The sequence below is a fragment of the Limnobacter humi genome (genome assembly GCF_024518835.1).
GTDB lineage: Bacteria > Pseudomonadota > Gammaproteobacteria > Burkholderiales > Burkholderiaceae_B > Limnobacter > Limnobacter humi.
Map to the genome: position 1 here is coordinate 345,480 of NZ_JANIGO010000003.1, position 13,566 is coordinate 359,045.

12 protein-coding genes are annotated in these 13,566 nt (G+C 55.8%); 6 read left to right on the forward strand and 6 right to left on the reverse strand.

Annotated elements, in window-relative coordinates:
• Positions 1 to 3 precede the first annotated feature (3 nt).
• The 3 genes from NQT62_RS10955 to NQT62_RS10965 form a co-directional block, all read right to left on the reverse strand.
• Positions 4 to 2,676, reverse strand: coding sequence for a TRAP transporter large permease subunit (locus NQT62_RS10955; protein WP_256764742.1), 2,673 nt, complete (start codon positions 2,674 to 2,676; stop codon positions 4 to 6).
• Between the two features lie 72 nt (positions 2,677 to 2,748).
• Positions 2,749 to 3,444: a response regulator gene (locus tag NQT62_RS10960; RefSeq protein ID WP_306173627.1), complete on the reverse strand. Its 696-nt coding sequence runs from the start codon at positions 3,442 to 3,444 to the stop codon at positions 2,749 to 2,751.
• The gene (locus NQT62_RS10965) at positions 3,434 to 4,567 is read right to left on the reverse strand and encodes a sensor histidine kinase (protein ID WP_256764743.1); all 1,134 of its coding nucleotides are present in this window, start codon (positions 4,565 to 4,567) and stop codon (positions 3,434 to 3,436) included. Before NQT62_RS10965 ends, NQT62_RS10960 begins: the two co-directional genes overlap by 11 nt.
• 248 nt (positions 4,568 to 4,815) lie before the next feature.
• Between NQT62_RS10965 and NQT62_RS10970 the strand changes: the two genes are divergently transcribed.
• The 6 genes from NQT62_RS10970 (at position 4,816) to NQT62_RS10995 (ending at position 11,171) form a co-directional block, all read left to right on the forward strand.
• Positions 4,816 to 5,043 carry a hypothetical protein gene (locus tag NQT62_RS10970; RefSeq protein ID WP_256764744.1) on the forward strand — a complete coding sequence of 76 codons (228 nt, stop codon included), beginning with the start codon at positions 4,816 to 4,818 and terminating at the stop codon, positions 5,041 to 5,043.
• An 87-nt stretch (positions 5,044 to 5,130) separates the two neighbouring features.
• Positions 5,131 to 6,192 (forward strand): NADH:flavin oxidoreductase/NADH oxidase, encoded by a 1,062-nt coding sequence (locus NQT62_RS10975; protein WP_256764745.1) that lies wholly within the window; start codon positions 5,131 to 5,133, stop codon positions 6,190 to 6,192.
• Positions 6,193 to 6,351: 159 nt separating this feature from the next.
• Entirely contained in the window at positions 6,352 to 7,536 is a 1,185-nt protein-coding gene (locus NQT62_RS10980; protein WP_256764746.1) for an ABC transporter substrate-binding protein, read from the forward strand.
• Between the two features lie 81 nt (positions 7,537 to 7,617).
• On the forward strand, positions 7,618 to 8,496 hold the full coding sequence (locus NQT62_RS10985; protein WP_256764747.1) for a branched-chain amino acid ABC transporter permease: 879 nt from the start codon (positions 7,618 to 7,620) through the stop codon (positions 8,494 to 8,496).
• A gap of 5 nt (positions 8,497 to 8,501) precedes the next feature.
• Positions 8,502 to 10,424 carry a branched-chain amino acid ABC transporter ATP-binding protein/permease gene (locus tag NQT62_RS10990; protein ID WP_256764748.1) on the forward strand — a complete coding sequence of 641 codons (1,923 nt, stop codon included), beginning with the start codon at positions 8,502 to 8,504 and terminating at the stop codon, positions 10,422 to 10,424.
• A 24-nt stretch (positions 10,425 to 10,448) separates the two neighbouring features.
• Positions 10,449 to 11,171 (forward strand): ABC transporter ATP-binding protein, encoded by a 723-nt coding sequence (locus NQT62_RS10995; RefSeq protein WP_256764749.1) that lies wholly within the window; start codon positions 10,449 to 10,451, stop codon positions 11,169 to 11,171.
• 36 nt (positions 11,172 to 11,207) lie between these two features.
• Here NQT62_RS10995 and NQT62_RS11000 read toward each other — a convergent pair whose 3' ends face one another.
• The 3 genes from NQT62_RS11000 to NQT62_RS11010 all read right to left on the reverse strand — a co-directional run bounded on the left by NQT62_RS11000 (position 11,208) and on the right by NQT62_RS11010 (position 12,838).
• On the reverse strand, positions 11,208 to 11,699 hold the full coding sequence (locus NQT62_RS11000) for an RES family NAD+ phosphorylase (protein ID WP_256764750.1): 492 nt from the start codon (positions 11,697 to 11,699) through the stop codon (positions 11,208 to 11,210).
• Positions 11,696 to 12,223 carry an Xre family toxin-antitoxin system antitoxin gene (locus NQT62_RS11005; protein WP_256764751.1) on the reverse strand — a complete coding sequence of 176 codons (528 nt, stop codon included), beginning with the start codon at positions 12,221 to 12,223 and terminating at the stop codon, positions 11,696 to 11,698. Before NQT62_RS11005 ends, NQT62_RS11000 begins: the two co-directional genes overlap by 4 nt.
• Before the next feature lie 237 nt (positions 12,224 to 12,460).
• The gene (locus NQT62_RS11010; RefSeq protein WP_256764752.1) at positions 12,461 to 12,838 is read right to left on the reverse strand and encodes a hypothetical protein; all 378 of its coding nucleotides are present in this window, start codon (positions 12,836 to 12,838) and stop codon (positions 12,461 to 12,463) included.
• Positions 12,839 to 13,566: the final 728 nt, after the last annotated feature.

Below are 13,566 nucleotides of genomic sequence, written 5' to 3' on the forward strand. Positions count from 1 at the left end.
AAGTTAACGACTGTCTTCTTTCGCAATCAACCATGCACCGTTCTTGCGAACAAAGGTGACACGCTTCTTGCTGGTTTCTTTCAGAACATCCGATTGATATTCCTGAATAAACTCAGCCGTGGCCGTGTCGCCCTGCACCTCGATGTGGGTGTTTTTCAAGCGGATGGAAATGGATTGCTTCGATTCAATTTTCTGCTTGCGCTCGGAATCCCATGCAGGGCGCTTCACCCCTTTGGCAGACACGAAGTCGGGTGAGTATGCGGCCAAGTAGGCTCCCACATCCCGGTTGGACCATGCCGTGGCCCAAGTCATGAGTGCCTCATCGATTTCGCCAGCAGGATCTGCAGCAGCGGGCAACGCGGCGCTGGCTGGCAATGACAGCGCTGCAGGTTCAGCGGTGGGAATGGGCTCGGAAGGCGCCTCCACGGGCTGAGGTTCTACCGGCAGCGCGGCAGCGTCCACCGGTTCGGCAACACCTGCCGCAGCGGGTTGATTCTCACTGACTGGCACCGGTTCAGCCGCATCATGCTCAGCGGGACGAATTAGATGCGCCAACGGCTTCAGCACCTCAAACTTCTGCACAGCCAGCGGACCGTAGGCGGTGATCAACATGCCAACCGTCATCACCACGGTGGGCAAAATCCACCGTTCGTAACGCCAGTAAAAGGATTTGCGTTTGACCTCATTGTCGGCCTTACGCACCTCGTCGTCGCCAATCACCAGGCGGGTCAACAACTGGTTCAGCGCCACCGGTGGCATGAGGTAACCCAATTCAAAGGCCACCAACACCATCATCCAGAAATGCAGCGGGTCAATACCGTTGTTGTAAGCGATGGGCGCCAAAGTACCCGACACCAAAATGACCGCACCAAACGGATCCATCACCATGCCCAGAATCACCTTGGTGATCATCAGGAAGGTCATGGCAGTCCATGCGTTGCTGAAAGTCTTGGGCGCCAAGTCCATGATGCCAGAACGTTCAACCACGCCACCAATCGCCAATGACAGCGCCATCAACATGATCAGCGCGCCGATGTGGCCCACCGCCTCGGAGGTGGCAAACCGAATAGCGGGTTCAACACCTTCCTTGCGATCATCCACATGGCCGTGCTCACTCACGCCACCCAGCGAGCCTTTGGGCGTGCGCAATTTGTCAAACACCAACAGAATGAACATGATGGCGGGCATGATCACCGGTGCAGAACTTTCGTTCAGCTCGGTGTCCAGCAGGTATTTGTAGCCCAACACAACCGCCATCACCAGGGCCACATAGGGCAGCACCGGCACGATTTCACGCATCATTTTCGGCAAGGCCACCAATGGGCGTTCTACCGCGGCCTTCTTGCGACGGGTCAACTGCGAGAAAATGAAAAACAGCGTGGACGTCAGCAGGAATACATAGAAGCCGTAGTGGTAGAGCGCACTGGAGGTGACCTGTTTGTTCAGCGCTGCAATCAGCACCACCAGCAAACAGGGGCGCAACACCACGCCCAACGAACCCGACATGGCCGTGGCAGCCAGCGCAAACTGGCGTGTACCGCCTGCTGCCCGAACCTCGTTGTACACAATGCCCCCGGCTGCAATCACGAAAATACCGGAGGCACCCGTGTACGCAGTGGGCAAGGCTGCGGCCAGCAAGATGATGTAGGTGAGCAGCTCCGGCGACAACTTCCAGGGCCGCAGAATGTTCATGAACAAATCAACAATGCGGCTTTGCTTGAGCAACATACCGGCCCAAATATACAAGGCCAGGCTCAGGAAAATGCTGGGCAATTCCAGCAACTGGTTAACGTAAATCGCCAAACCTGGCCAGTTGCCATGGGTGAAGAAATACACGCCCGCCACGATGCCCATCATGCCGAACAGAGGCACCGACAGCATGGCGCTGAACACCGTCCCGCCTTTTTTGAGGTGGGTGGGCGGACGCAAAACCTGTTTCAGACTGATGCCAGCCAGCGTAACAAACAAGGCAATCCAGATGAAGTGGGTGATGGGGTGTTCCATCTTCACCCCGGCGTTGGCCGAGATGTTGTAGTAGGCCACCGAGGAAATGGCACCAAAAATACTGGCAATGCCAATGGCACCAGTGCCAAACCGGTAATCCAGCACAGTCAGTGGCGGGCGAATAACCACGTGATGCACGCCCACGGTGGTAATCACCGCAGCCAGTGCCACCATGATGAGCAGCACCAGGGGCCTGTTTTCCGTGCCGGTTTTGAAAAGGTCGAAAAACCCGGTTTCAACCGAGGTGAAGGTTTTGAGCTTGCCCGTCATGAGCTTGGCGACCTTGGTGTAGCGGTCTGTTTCTTCCTGACAGAGTTTGTTGGCGGCCACCACCGCTTCGCGGATTTCATCAGGATTGGCGGGTGCCATCTCGCCCATCAGGTCGCCCAAACCACTGTCATCGGCCTTGGGCGCAGCCATTTGGCGCGCAACCTCCGCATCAATATCCGTGACCAAAGTACAGGTGGGTTGGGGGTTGTCCCCCCGCAGCATGAAGTACTGGATGCCCTGCTCGGGTACGCCGAACATCGATTCACCGATTTTCAGCAATTGACCGTGCACCATTTCGCCGGTGCCGATGATGAGAGTAAAAATCAGCAAGCCAATGATCGGCAAGCCAAAAAACCACTCGGACACGGTCCGTCCGAGCAGTCGTCGCCCTGTTGTCTCCATGAACTCTGTCTCTTTATTGTTGGGAATTTGGTGAGCTATGGGAACACAGGGGCCGTAAAAAAAACGTAAAAATCAGGGCAACTGGAGCCGATACCCTAAACCCGGTTCAGTCAACAGCAGCCGGGGCTCTGACGGGTTTTCTTCCAGCTTTGCCCGAAGCTTGCTCATGAGAATGCGCAGGTAGTGCGTGTCGTCCAGGTATTCTGGCCCCCAGACGGTTTGCAGCAACTCCCGCTGCTTGACCAGCTTGCCCGGTGCGCGAGCCAAAATCATCAGGGTTTTCAGTTCCTTGGCAGTAAGGTGAATTTTCTCGCCCGCGCGGTACACCGCCTCATGCTCCACATCAATCACCAAATCACCGGTTGCCAATGTGGTGGCTGTGGCCAGGTTTTGCACGCCACCCTGCCGACGCAAGTTTGCACGCACGCGGGCCAGCAACTCATTGACTCCGAATGGTTTACCGATGTAGTCATCCGCCCCCAAGTCCAGGGCTGTCACCTTGTCATCCTCTGCGCCCCGCGCCGACAACACGATCACGCCGGCGCTGGTGCCGTTGCGCTGGCGGCGCAACCAGTCCAAACCATCCCCATCGGGCAAGCCAAGGTCCAGCAAAATCAGCGAGGCGCTCGGGTCGGGCAATGCGGCATTCACCGCGGCCAGCGTGCCAAACAAAATCACCTCATAGCCTTCAACACCCAGTGCTGTTTGCAGCAATCGGGCGATGTGGGTGTCGTCTTCCACCACCAGAATTCGGGGCCTAAGGTTCATCACTGGTCCAATCGGGTTGTTCACGCCATTCAAACGCCAGGGTGACGGTGGCACCGCCACCTGGCCTGTTCTGAATGCGCAGGGTGCCATGGTGCAGTTCTGTGATGGTTTTGACAATCACCAAACCCAAGCCGTAACCCGTGGCGGTGGCTTGTCGCGCCTGCTCGTCAAAAGCCTGAATATTGGCCGTGTTGAAGTGTGCCGGAAAACCCCGCCCACGGTCACTCACCGACCATTCAATGCACGGCGGGCTGCTGGTTGAATTGGTGACGCATTCAATCACTACAGGCTCAATCGGTGAGCCTGCTGTAACATTTCCACGGAGGGTCGCCGCCAGGGCATTGTCCAGCAGATTGGCCAGTGCCTGCGCCAGCAGCAGGGCATCCCCTTTGACAAACAACGGTGGGTTGGGCATGTGCACCTCAATGCCACAGGGCAATTTGCGCAAGCGGTAGCGGCGCACCGTGGTTTCCACAATTTCAGAAATGGATTGCCAGGCCTGGGGCTGTGGCAAGGCCTTCAGCGAGCGCAGCTTGACCAAAGCCAGTACATTTTCGGCAGAACTCACCAAGTGGAAAGCCTCATGTTCAATCGAGGAAATCAATTGGCGACGTTCATGATCCTGCAATCGATCATATTGGGTACCCAGTGACGTGGAAGCACCCAAAATGGCGGTCAGTGGTGTTCGCATGTCGTGCGACAATGAAGCCAGCAGTTGGCCTTTCACCCGCTCTTCATGGGTTTGTATCAAACCCTCCTGGGCCTCTTTGAGGCGGACCAGGGTTCGCTCGGCTTCATCGGTTTTGTCTTTCAGCTTTTGCACCAGCGTGTTGACCAACAGTGAGGTACCCAAATAAGCGGCCAACACAAAATACGAACGCGGGTCTGGCACATGCAGGGAATAGCGGGGGTCGACGATGAGGTAATTCACCAGCAGATACGACAACACTGCGACCGCCAACGATACCGCGCGCGCAAAGTTGTAGGCAGAGACCACCACCGCAAAAAGATACAACGTGATGGATGCCAGCGGACTGTAGTCCAGCAGAATCAACTCCACCAGCGCAGTGATGGACAACAGCAGTGCCGTGGCCTGCAAACTTTGGACCGGGATGGGCTTCATGCAAACGGCGCGAAGTAAGGTGTGGCGCCAGTGTACTCAAAAGCGCGTCACCTTCGTGGGCTGACTGTTTGACAGGCCTGAAACACCGGCGTTTTTCGAGCCTTCAATTATGAACTTTTCATGAATTTTCAAGGACTTTGGAAGATTGATTCTATTTTGTGTACAACTGTACACTTTGGTAGTGACACTCTAGTTGCCCCGGGGTATTGTTGAACCGTTGGTCATTAACGTTTCAAAGGAGATCAACCATGAAGACCTTCAACAATGCCTTGTCGCATGCAGTGGCCTCGGCTGTGCCCACGTTCATTTTGCTGAACCTCAACGGCACAACCCTGTTCCACGGGTTCGAGTCCACAGTGGCTGTCGCACTGCTGGTGGGTGGTTTGTCCGCTACAGCGCAAATGCTCAGTGACACATTCCGACAATCGCGTCGGCCTGCGGGAACACGACGCGCCCTGAAAGCCAAACAGGCTTGATCGCACATCCATCGCCCACAAGGGGTCTACAATGCGCAGCAGGTTCACCCGGTGAGCCTGCTGTTCATTTTTCTGGAGTACCCCGTCATGTCCCACTTGTTTGAACCCCTTTCACTTCGCAGCATCACACTCAAAAACCGCATCGGCATGTCGCCCATGTGCCAATATTCGGCGGTGGATGGCGTACCCCAAACATGGCACACCGTGCACTACGGAAGCCGCGCCTTGGGTGGTGCAGGCTTGGTCATCGTTGAAGCGACCGGGGTGAGTGCAGAAGGTCGAATCAGCCCGGGTTGCCTGGGTTTGTGGAACAGCACACAGCAACAGGCATTGGACCCGTTGCGCCAATTGATTGAACAGCAAGGTGCCGTGGCTGGCATTCAGCTGGCCCATGCCGGGCGAAAAGCCAGTGTTGGCCTGGGTTGGCAAGCGCAGCGCACATTGACGGCGGCGGAAGGTGGCTGGCCCACGGTAGGCCCATCGGCCATTGCGTTCGGTGATGCTTATGCAGCACCGGCCGCGCTGGATGAAACAGGCATTCAGGCATTGATTGGTCAATTTGCTGCATCCGCCCAACGCGCATTGGCCGCGGGTTTCCAGGTGGTGGAGGTGCATGCAGCCCACGGGTATTTGCTTCACCAGTTTTTGTCGCCACTGGCCAACCAGCGCACGGATGCTTATGGCGGATCGCTGGACAACCGCATGCGGTTTCCGCTGGCTGTGGTGAAGGCTGTTCGCGCCGTGTGGCCCGACCATTTGCCGGTGCTGGTGCGTGTATCGGCCACCGACTGGGTGGACGGTGGCTGGACCATTGAGGACACCGTGACTTTTTGCAAACACCTCAAAGCACTGGGTGTGGACCTGGTGGATGTGTCCACCGGGGGCATGGTACCAACCGCCAAAATTCCGGCAGCGCCCGGTTTTCAGGCCCCGTTTGCCCAACGCATTCGCGCAGAAGCAGGCTTGCCGACCGCCACAGTCGGCCTGATTACGCAAGCCCAACAGGCCGATGATTTGCTGCAAACCGGTCACGCTGACCTTGTGCTCTTGGGGCGCGAACTGCTGCGCAACCCGCTGTGGCCCTTGCTGGCAGCCCGTGAATTGAACACCGCCATCGAGTGGCCAGCCCAATACAAACGCGCCTCTTGAACACCATCGAACTGCATCAACGGGATAACCCTAAACCGGGTTTGTCCCGATGATTTCTACAAAAATGCTGCGCTATCGTTGTGGCACTGGTGTGTTTTCAAACACCACCACATAACCACAACAATATTTTCTCAACACTCACAAAGGTTGGAGCAAGGCATGAAATTCCGGTTGAATTCATTTGTAGTTGCATGTTCATTTGCCGTGGCTGCGTCGTCAGCACTGGCTGCAGAGCCGATCAAAATCGGTGTATCGGGACCGTTCACGGGCGGTTCGTCTTCCATGGGTGTGAGCATGCGCGACGGCGTTCGCCTGGCCGCCAAGGAGATCAACGCCAAGGGCGGTATTCTGGGCCGCCAGCTTCAGTTGGTGGAGCGTGACGACGAAGCCAAGAACGAGCGCGGTGTGCAAATTGCGCAAGAGCTGATTGAAAAAGAAAAGGTGGTTGCCACCGTGGGCTTCATCAACACCGGCGTGGCTTTGGCCGCCCAGCGTTTTTATGAAGATGCCAAAATTCCGGTCATGAACAACGTGGCCACCGGCACCATCATCACCAAACAGTTTCCCGACAAACCCGAAAACTACGTGTTCCGCAATTCGGCCGCTGACTTCATTCAGTCGCCCATGATTGTGGAAGAAGCGGTGACCAAGCGTGGTTTCAAGAAGGTGGCAATTCTGGCCGACTCGACCAACTACGGTCAGTTGGGCCGCCAGGACTTGGAAAAAGCCCTGGCTGCCAAAGGCATCAAACCCGTGACGGAAGAGAAATTCAACATTGGTGATGTGGACATGACCGCGCAATTGTTGAAAGCCCGCCAGGCTGGCGCTGAGGCTGTGCTCACCTACGGCATTGGCCCTGAGCTGGCACAAATCGCCAACGGCATGGCCAAGCTGGGCTGGAAGGTACCGATGATTGGCAGCTGGACACTGTCCATGGCCAACTTCATCGACACCGCTGGCGCAAACGGTAACGGCGCCATCATGCCGCAAACCTTCATTCAGGACCCCAACACACCCAAGCGCAAAGCATTCATCGACGCATACCTGAAGGAATTCAGCCCCAAAAACGGCCGCATTGACTCACCTGTGTCGGCCGCACAAGCCTACGACTCCATCTACCTGCTGAAAGCTGCGATGGAGCAGGCCAAGTCCACTGAAGGTCCAAAAATCCGCGAGGCACTGGAAGACCTGAAGGCGCCTGTTGAAGGCGTGGTGACAACCTACAAGAAGCCCTACACCAAGGACAACCACGAAGCCATCACCAACGAAATTCCAGTGATGGGCCTGGTCAAAGACGGCAAAGTGATTTACGCCCACCCCGAAGACAAAGCCAAAAAATCCTGATTGGCTAAACCACAAAAGCGACTCTCACAAGGAGTCGCTTTTTTTCGTGCTGTTGAATAACACTCGTCTGAAGGACTGGGTATGGAAATCCTATTGCAACTCGTCTACAGCGGCATTGCGCTGGGGATGATTTACGCCGTGATTGCGTTTGGTTATCAGTTGACCTTCGCCACTTCCGGCACACTGAATTTTGGACAGGGCGAAGCGCTTATGCTGGGCGCTTTGGTCGGCCTGTCCATTGTTGAAAAACTGGGTTTGAATTATTGGCTGATGCTGCCGATTGTGTGCGTGTTTGGCATGTTGCAAGGCGGGCTGGTGGAGGCAGTCGGTGTGCGGCCTGCCATCAAAATCAAGTCGGAATTTGGCTGGATCATGTCCACCATTGCGCTGGGGATTATTTTCAAGAACACCGCTGAGAACATTTGGGGGCGTGACAACTTCCGTTTCCCCTCTCCTTTGCCGGAAATGCCCATCAACGTGTTTGGTGGCAATGTGCTGCCCATGGAAATTTTGGTGGTGGTCGGCGCCATTCTCATGATGTTGGCGGTGGAATTCTTCAACCGCAAAACCATTTACGGCAAAGCCGTGGTCGCCACATCGAATGACCGCGATGCTGCTGCGCTGATGGGCATCAACACCGGCGTGGTGATTTCATTCTCGTATGCACTGTCATCCATGACCGCCGCACTGGCTGGCGTGCTGGTGGCCCCCCTCACCCTGACGGGTGCCACCATGGGTGCAGTGCTGGGCCTGAAAGCATTCGCTGTGGCCATTATCGGCGGCCTGAACAGCGGCCTGGGCGTGGTGGTGGGTGGCATTATTTTAGGCATCGCTGAAACCACCACCGGCTTCTACATTTCCACGGGCTACAAAGACGTACCAGGCTTGGTGCTGTTGCTGCTCGTGCTCGCCATCAAACCCGCTGGCCTGTTTGGCAAGCTGGCCATTAAAAAGGTGTGATCGCGATGAACGCATTGAAAAAACTATTGATTGGCTTGGGCTTTGCGGCCATTTTCATCTTCCCGGTGGTGCAGACCAATCCGTACTACATCCACCTGGTTGAAACCATCATGATCTACACCATCCTGCTGTTTGGGCTGGACATTGTGGTGGGCTACACCGGGCAAGTGTCGCTGGGCCATGCAGGCCTGTTCGGTATTGGGGCCTACACGGCCGGCGTGTTGTTCATGCACATGCATGCGCCCATTTGGATCACCTTGCCAGCGGCCATTGCCATCACCGCGGCGTTTGGTGCGGTGCTGGCACTGCCTGCCTTGCGGGTTACCGGGCCTTACCTGGCCATGGTCACCCTGGCATTTGGCACCATCATCCAGATTTTGATCAACGAGATGGACTGGTTGACCGAAGGCCCCATGGGTGTGCGCATTCCAAAACCGCACATCGACGGTGTGGCCATGGGCGATGAACATTACTACTGGTTGGTTGCTGTGTTGATGGGGCTGTCGATGCTGGTGGTGCACCGCATTTTGAAAAGCCATTTGGGCCGGGCGTTTGAAGCGCTGCGCGACAGCCCGGTGGCCTCGGATTGTATGGGTGTGTCAGTCTACAAATACAAAGTGATTGCCTTTGTATTGAGTGCAGGCTTTGCCGGTTTGTCCGGTGCCTTGTACTCGTATTCCGAGCAGTACATTTCACCCAACACCTACAACTTTGAACTGACCATTCTGTTTTTGCTGGCCATTATCATGGGTGGCCGTAAAACACGACTGGGTGCCATTCTGGGCGCCACCATCATCGTGATGTTGCCCAAATTGCTGGACGACATTCACACCTTCCGCATGGTGGCCTTGGCTTTGGCGGTGGTGGTGCTGGTGGGTTCACTGGTGGCCATTTCCCGCAAAATTGCACAGCCCCGTACCCTGCTCATTCCCGTGTTGGGCACGGTGGGCCTGGCCGTATTTGCGTACAGCCTGAAAAACATCACCGACTGGCGCTTGACCATTTTCGGTTTGATGATTTTGCTGGTGGTCTACTACCTGCAAGATGGCATTGTCGGCTTTGTGAAAAAATGCCGCGACCTGCTGGTGGGCCAGCGCACCATGCCCCCAGCACCGGCCATTGACGGTCGGGATGCCATTTCGGCTGCTGTGCGCAGTGGCCCCGAGCAAATCCTGAAAGCCAACAATTTGCTGATGCAGTTCGGCGGTGTGAAGGCGCTGAACAATGTGGACCTGGTGGTACAGCGCGGCAGCATTCATGGCTTGATTGGCCCGAACGGTTCGGGCAAGTCCACCATGATGAACGTGCTGACCGGCATTTATGTGCCCACGGCCGGTGCCATTCAGTTTGTGGAAGAACAGATCCACGGCAAATCATCGGCACACATTGCGTTAAACGGCATTGCCCGCACATTCCAGAACGTGCAGTTGTTTGGCGAAATGACCGCACTGGAAAACGTGCTGGTGGGCCTGCACCACACCTTCCGCAGCACGCTGCCGGAAGTGGCCCTGAAGCTGCCACGGCACAGCCGCGAAGAAAAAGAAGCCATCGCCCGTGCCATGAACCTGCTGAACTTTGTGGGACTGGCCGACCTGGCGATGGAAGAAGCCCGCAACCTGCCCTACGGCAAACAGCGCCTGCTGGAAATTGCCCGCGCGCTGGCGCTGGACCCCCGCTTGCTGTTGCTGGATGAACCTGCTGCGGGCCTGACTGCACCAGACATCAAAGAGCTGGTGGCCATCATCCACAAAATTCGGGAGCACGGCATCACGCTGATTCTGATTGAGCACCACATGGACATGGTGATGGCCATTTGCGACACCGTGACCGTGCTGGACTTCGGACAGAAAATTGCGGAAGGTACCCCAGCCGAAGTGCAAACCAACGAGAAGGTGGTGGAAGCCTACCTCGGTGGCGAAGCCGCCTGACCCTGCAGAACAAGGACGACGACGATGTTATCGATTAAAAATCTGGAAGCCGGGTACGGTCAGGTCAAGGTGTTGCACAACATTTCGATTGACGTGCCCAAGGGCAAAGTGATCACGCTGATTGGCTCCAATGGTGCAGGCAAAACCACCACCATGCGCGCTGTGTCGGGCATGATCAAACCCACCCACGGTGAAATCACGCTGGACGGCAAACGCATTGATGCCCTGCCCTCGCACCGCATTGCGCGGCTGGGCCTGGCCCATTCGCCCGAAGGTCGACGCGTGTTTGCCACCATGAGCGTTGAAGACAACCTGATTCTGGGTGCCTTCCCGCGCTACACCGGCAGCCGCAGCAAAGGCGATGTGAAAGGCGACCTTGAAAAAGCCATGGAATTGTTTCCGCGCTTGAAAGAGCGACGGACGCAGCAAGCGGGCACATTGTCTGGCGGTGAACAGCAAATGCTGGCCATGGCCCGCGCCATCATGCTCAACCCCGAGGTGGTGCTGCTGGACGAACCTTCCATGGGCCTGGCGCCGATTTTGGTGGAAGAGGTGTTCAACATCATTGGCCGCCTAAAAAGTGAGGGTGTGACCATGTTGCTGGTGGAGCAGTTTGCAGCAGCAGCATTGAATGTGGCCGACTATGGCTACGTGTTGGAGAACGGAAAAATTTCCGTACATGGGCCAGCCGACAAATTGAAAACCGACCCGGCTGTGAAAGCGGCGTATTTGGGTGGGGGGCACTGACAGGGCAACGTCATGCTGGTGGGGCCAGGTGCAGCGTCAACCCTGCTTACCCTGGCCCGACCGGAACAGTGCGCTGTATTCAAAAGGCCGAACCACCTGAGCGGATATTTTTGACGCAGCAGGATGCAAGGGATTGATCAGTGCCACACACTCTTCTGGAACAATCACAGAAGGCACCAACAAAATGGGTGAGCGTTGGCTTGTTAACCAATCAGACCCAAACTTTGCGCTGGTTTGTCCAGCAGGAATACTCGACCAACCCTTGGGAAGCTTGGCAATGTCGGCCACCTCATGCTGCGCCCACACCGCAGCAGGCACATCAATACTCACCAAAAAGCGATTCAGTGGTAAACCAGCATCATTGATGTGTGCAGCGGTTTCTAGTACTGCCAACGCAATGCTGGGCGAGCAATACAGAACGGGTTGTTGATATGTGTTCCACCGGCCTGGGAACAAGGCTGCCCCAGTGCCGCTCAGGTCGTTTGCAAGCCGTGATCGCGTTTTGCTTGCAATACGCCACAACTTCACAAATAGGCTCCGCTTTGAAGAGCACCCAGCACACGGCACACCAGCTCAATACCTGTTGGTGTATCTAAAAGCTCAGACGGTTTTTGCCCGCCCAAGGCGGGCTGAGGTTGCTCTATCCACTGCCCCAACCACTTCACCACATCAAACTGGTCAGCACTGGGTGCAGTGCTGTCATCCACAATACTTTGCGCAACCGTGATGAGCTTAATCATTCCAATTGCGGCCAAGCCTGCCCGTCCATCCAACACAACACCCGGCGCGGCTTTACGTGCTGCTGTTGCTGGTGGAATGCGCAGCATTTCGTAAATGCGTTTGGATGGGATATCCATTCGCTGAGACAAATCTGCTATCACAGCGCCGGGCACCCCCGCCCGCTCCATCTCGACCAATTCAAGCGGGCTGGCGTTGTACACCGCCCTTACATAACTGTCGATACCACCTTTAGTTTTCGTGGACTGCGCAGATGAGGGAAGCACAGGTTTGGCTTTGCGAGTACGTAAAGTTTTTTGGAGAGCAGTCGTCATGAGAAGCCCCTGCATAATATCAATTGATTATTAATGTACTATCAAATGAGATCGATAGGCAAATTACCGTGTAAAAACTCCGCTGCGAAGGTATTGAGTGGCATCCGGAATTGCCTTAGTTAAATTGAAGATGAGCGTCGGGATTCAAGTCCCGTACAACACGATTTCCAGTCCGGACTGAGGTAGGGGCGAGTTGAAGCAGCCGATCCAAAAACAGAATCATCGGATCGCCCGTCTTCATGACTGGTCCCATGCGTCGATGGTTAGCACGTGGTCTGCATGGCAAGCGGCTATCCGCTCGTCATACAACTCGATTTTGCCGCGCCAGTTGGATGGCATTACGTAGTCATCGCCAATGATGAGGGTTCCGCCGTCGGTCGGCGATGCTGCATCCAGCAATGGCAGCACATCGTGGGCCTTGGCCGTGTAACGGTTTGGGTAGCCATTACCCGATAGCTTCGCAGCCTTGCCCTGCTCGGTCAGCCGCTCAATCCAGCAGATACCGTCTGCACCGGCTTCCCACTGCGCCAGAGTTGCAGCCAGCTTGGTGTCTTGGTCTGCTTGATCGCGTTCTTGCGGGGTATGTGTCGATACGACGATCCACCAACCGATCATGCTAAAACCCTCCACTCTGGGCCGATGCCCGGTTCACGTTCTCTTTAGTGGCCATTTGGTCGGCTGTGGTTCATGCTTTTGGGCATTGTCAATCGATCTGCTTAGGTCGACGGCTTCAACTTGGCTAACGTATTGCCCCTACTTGGTATCCGTTGGTTTTCGCTCGATGGCCGAAGCGAAGTACTGCACTTCAGCCACCTTGCTGTGCAGAGAACAGTGTCATCAACAGCGTGAATTTTGGATGTCAATCAACACGTATTTCAAGGAAATGGAAAAGAAAAAACCCCAACCAAATGGTTGGGGTTTTTCGTGTTGGTGGGCCCGCAGGGACTTGAACCCTGGACCAAAGGATTCGGGTTTGTGTGACTTTCGCCACTCCCTGGACTATGCCTTCACCGTAGCTTTCGCCTTAGGTGGGTGCCGTCTAGTCTCTACACCTTCAACGACGCTTTCGCATCGAAGCTTGGCTCGGCGTTGCCGTATGCGTTACCGCACTTAGGGTTCGCCGAATTTGACACCATCCCATACGCCGTTTCCAAACGTACGGCACAACTTAACGCTATGAGTCCTCTGCTCTGACCAACTGAGCTACAGGCCCGAAACTACAGCACCGAAAGCCCCGAAGTGGCAACCTGTCGGTGGGCCGTTCTCTGAGCAATACATGCGCCAGACAACGATTTTACTTCCCGCCAAGGTGGGAAAAATTCAGGCCCCGCGCAAGCAGGGCA

Excerpts from the sequence above, each read along its gene's own strand:
- NQT62_RS10955 (WP_256764742.1), bottom strand. The coding sequence starts at position 2,676 with ATGGAGACAACAGGGCGACGACTGCTCGGACGGACCGTGTCCGAGTGG.
- NQT62_RS10985 (WP_256764747.1), top strand. The coding sequence starts at position 7,618 with ATGGAAATCCTATTGCAACTCGTCTACAGCGGCATTGCGCTGGGGATG.
- NQT62_RS10960 (WP_306173627.1), bottom strand. The coding sequence starts at position 3,444 with ATGAACCTTAGGCCCCGAATTCTGGTGGTGGAAGACGACACCCACATC.
- NQT62_RS10965 (WP_256764743.1), bottom strand. The coding sequence starts at position 4,567 with ATGAAGCCCATCCCGGTCCAAAGTTTGCAGGCCACGGCACTGCTGTTG.
- NQT62_RS10980 (WP_256764746.1), top strand. The coding sequence starts at position 6,352 with ATGAAATTCCGGTTGAATTCATTTGTAGTTGCATGTTCATTTGCCGTG.
- NQT62_RS10970 (WP_256764744.1), top strand. The coding sequence starts at position 4,816 with ATGAAGACCTTCAACAATGCCTTGTCGCATGCAGTGGCCTCGGCTGTG.
- NQT62_RS11010 (WP_256764752.1), bottom strand. The coding sequence starts at position 12,838 with ATGATCGGTTGGTGGATCGTCGTATCGACACATACCCCGCAAGAACGC.
- NQT62_RS10975 (WP_256764745.1), top strand. The coding sequence starts at position 5,131 with ATGTCCCACTTGTTTGAACCCCTTTCACTTCGCAGCATCACACTCAAA.
- NQT62_RS10990 (WP_256764748.1), top strand. The coding sequence starts at position 8,502 with ATGAACGCATTGAAAAAACTATTGATTGGCTTGGGCTTTGCGGCCATT.
- NQT62_RS10995 (WP_256764749.1), top strand. The coding sequence starts at position 10,449 with ATGTTATCGATTAAAAATCTGGAAGCCGGGTACGGTCAGGTCAAGGTG.
- NQT62_RS11005 (WP_256764751.1), bottom strand. The coding sequence starts at position 12,223 with ATGACGACTGCTCTCCAAAAAACTTTACGTACTCGCAAAGCCAAACCT.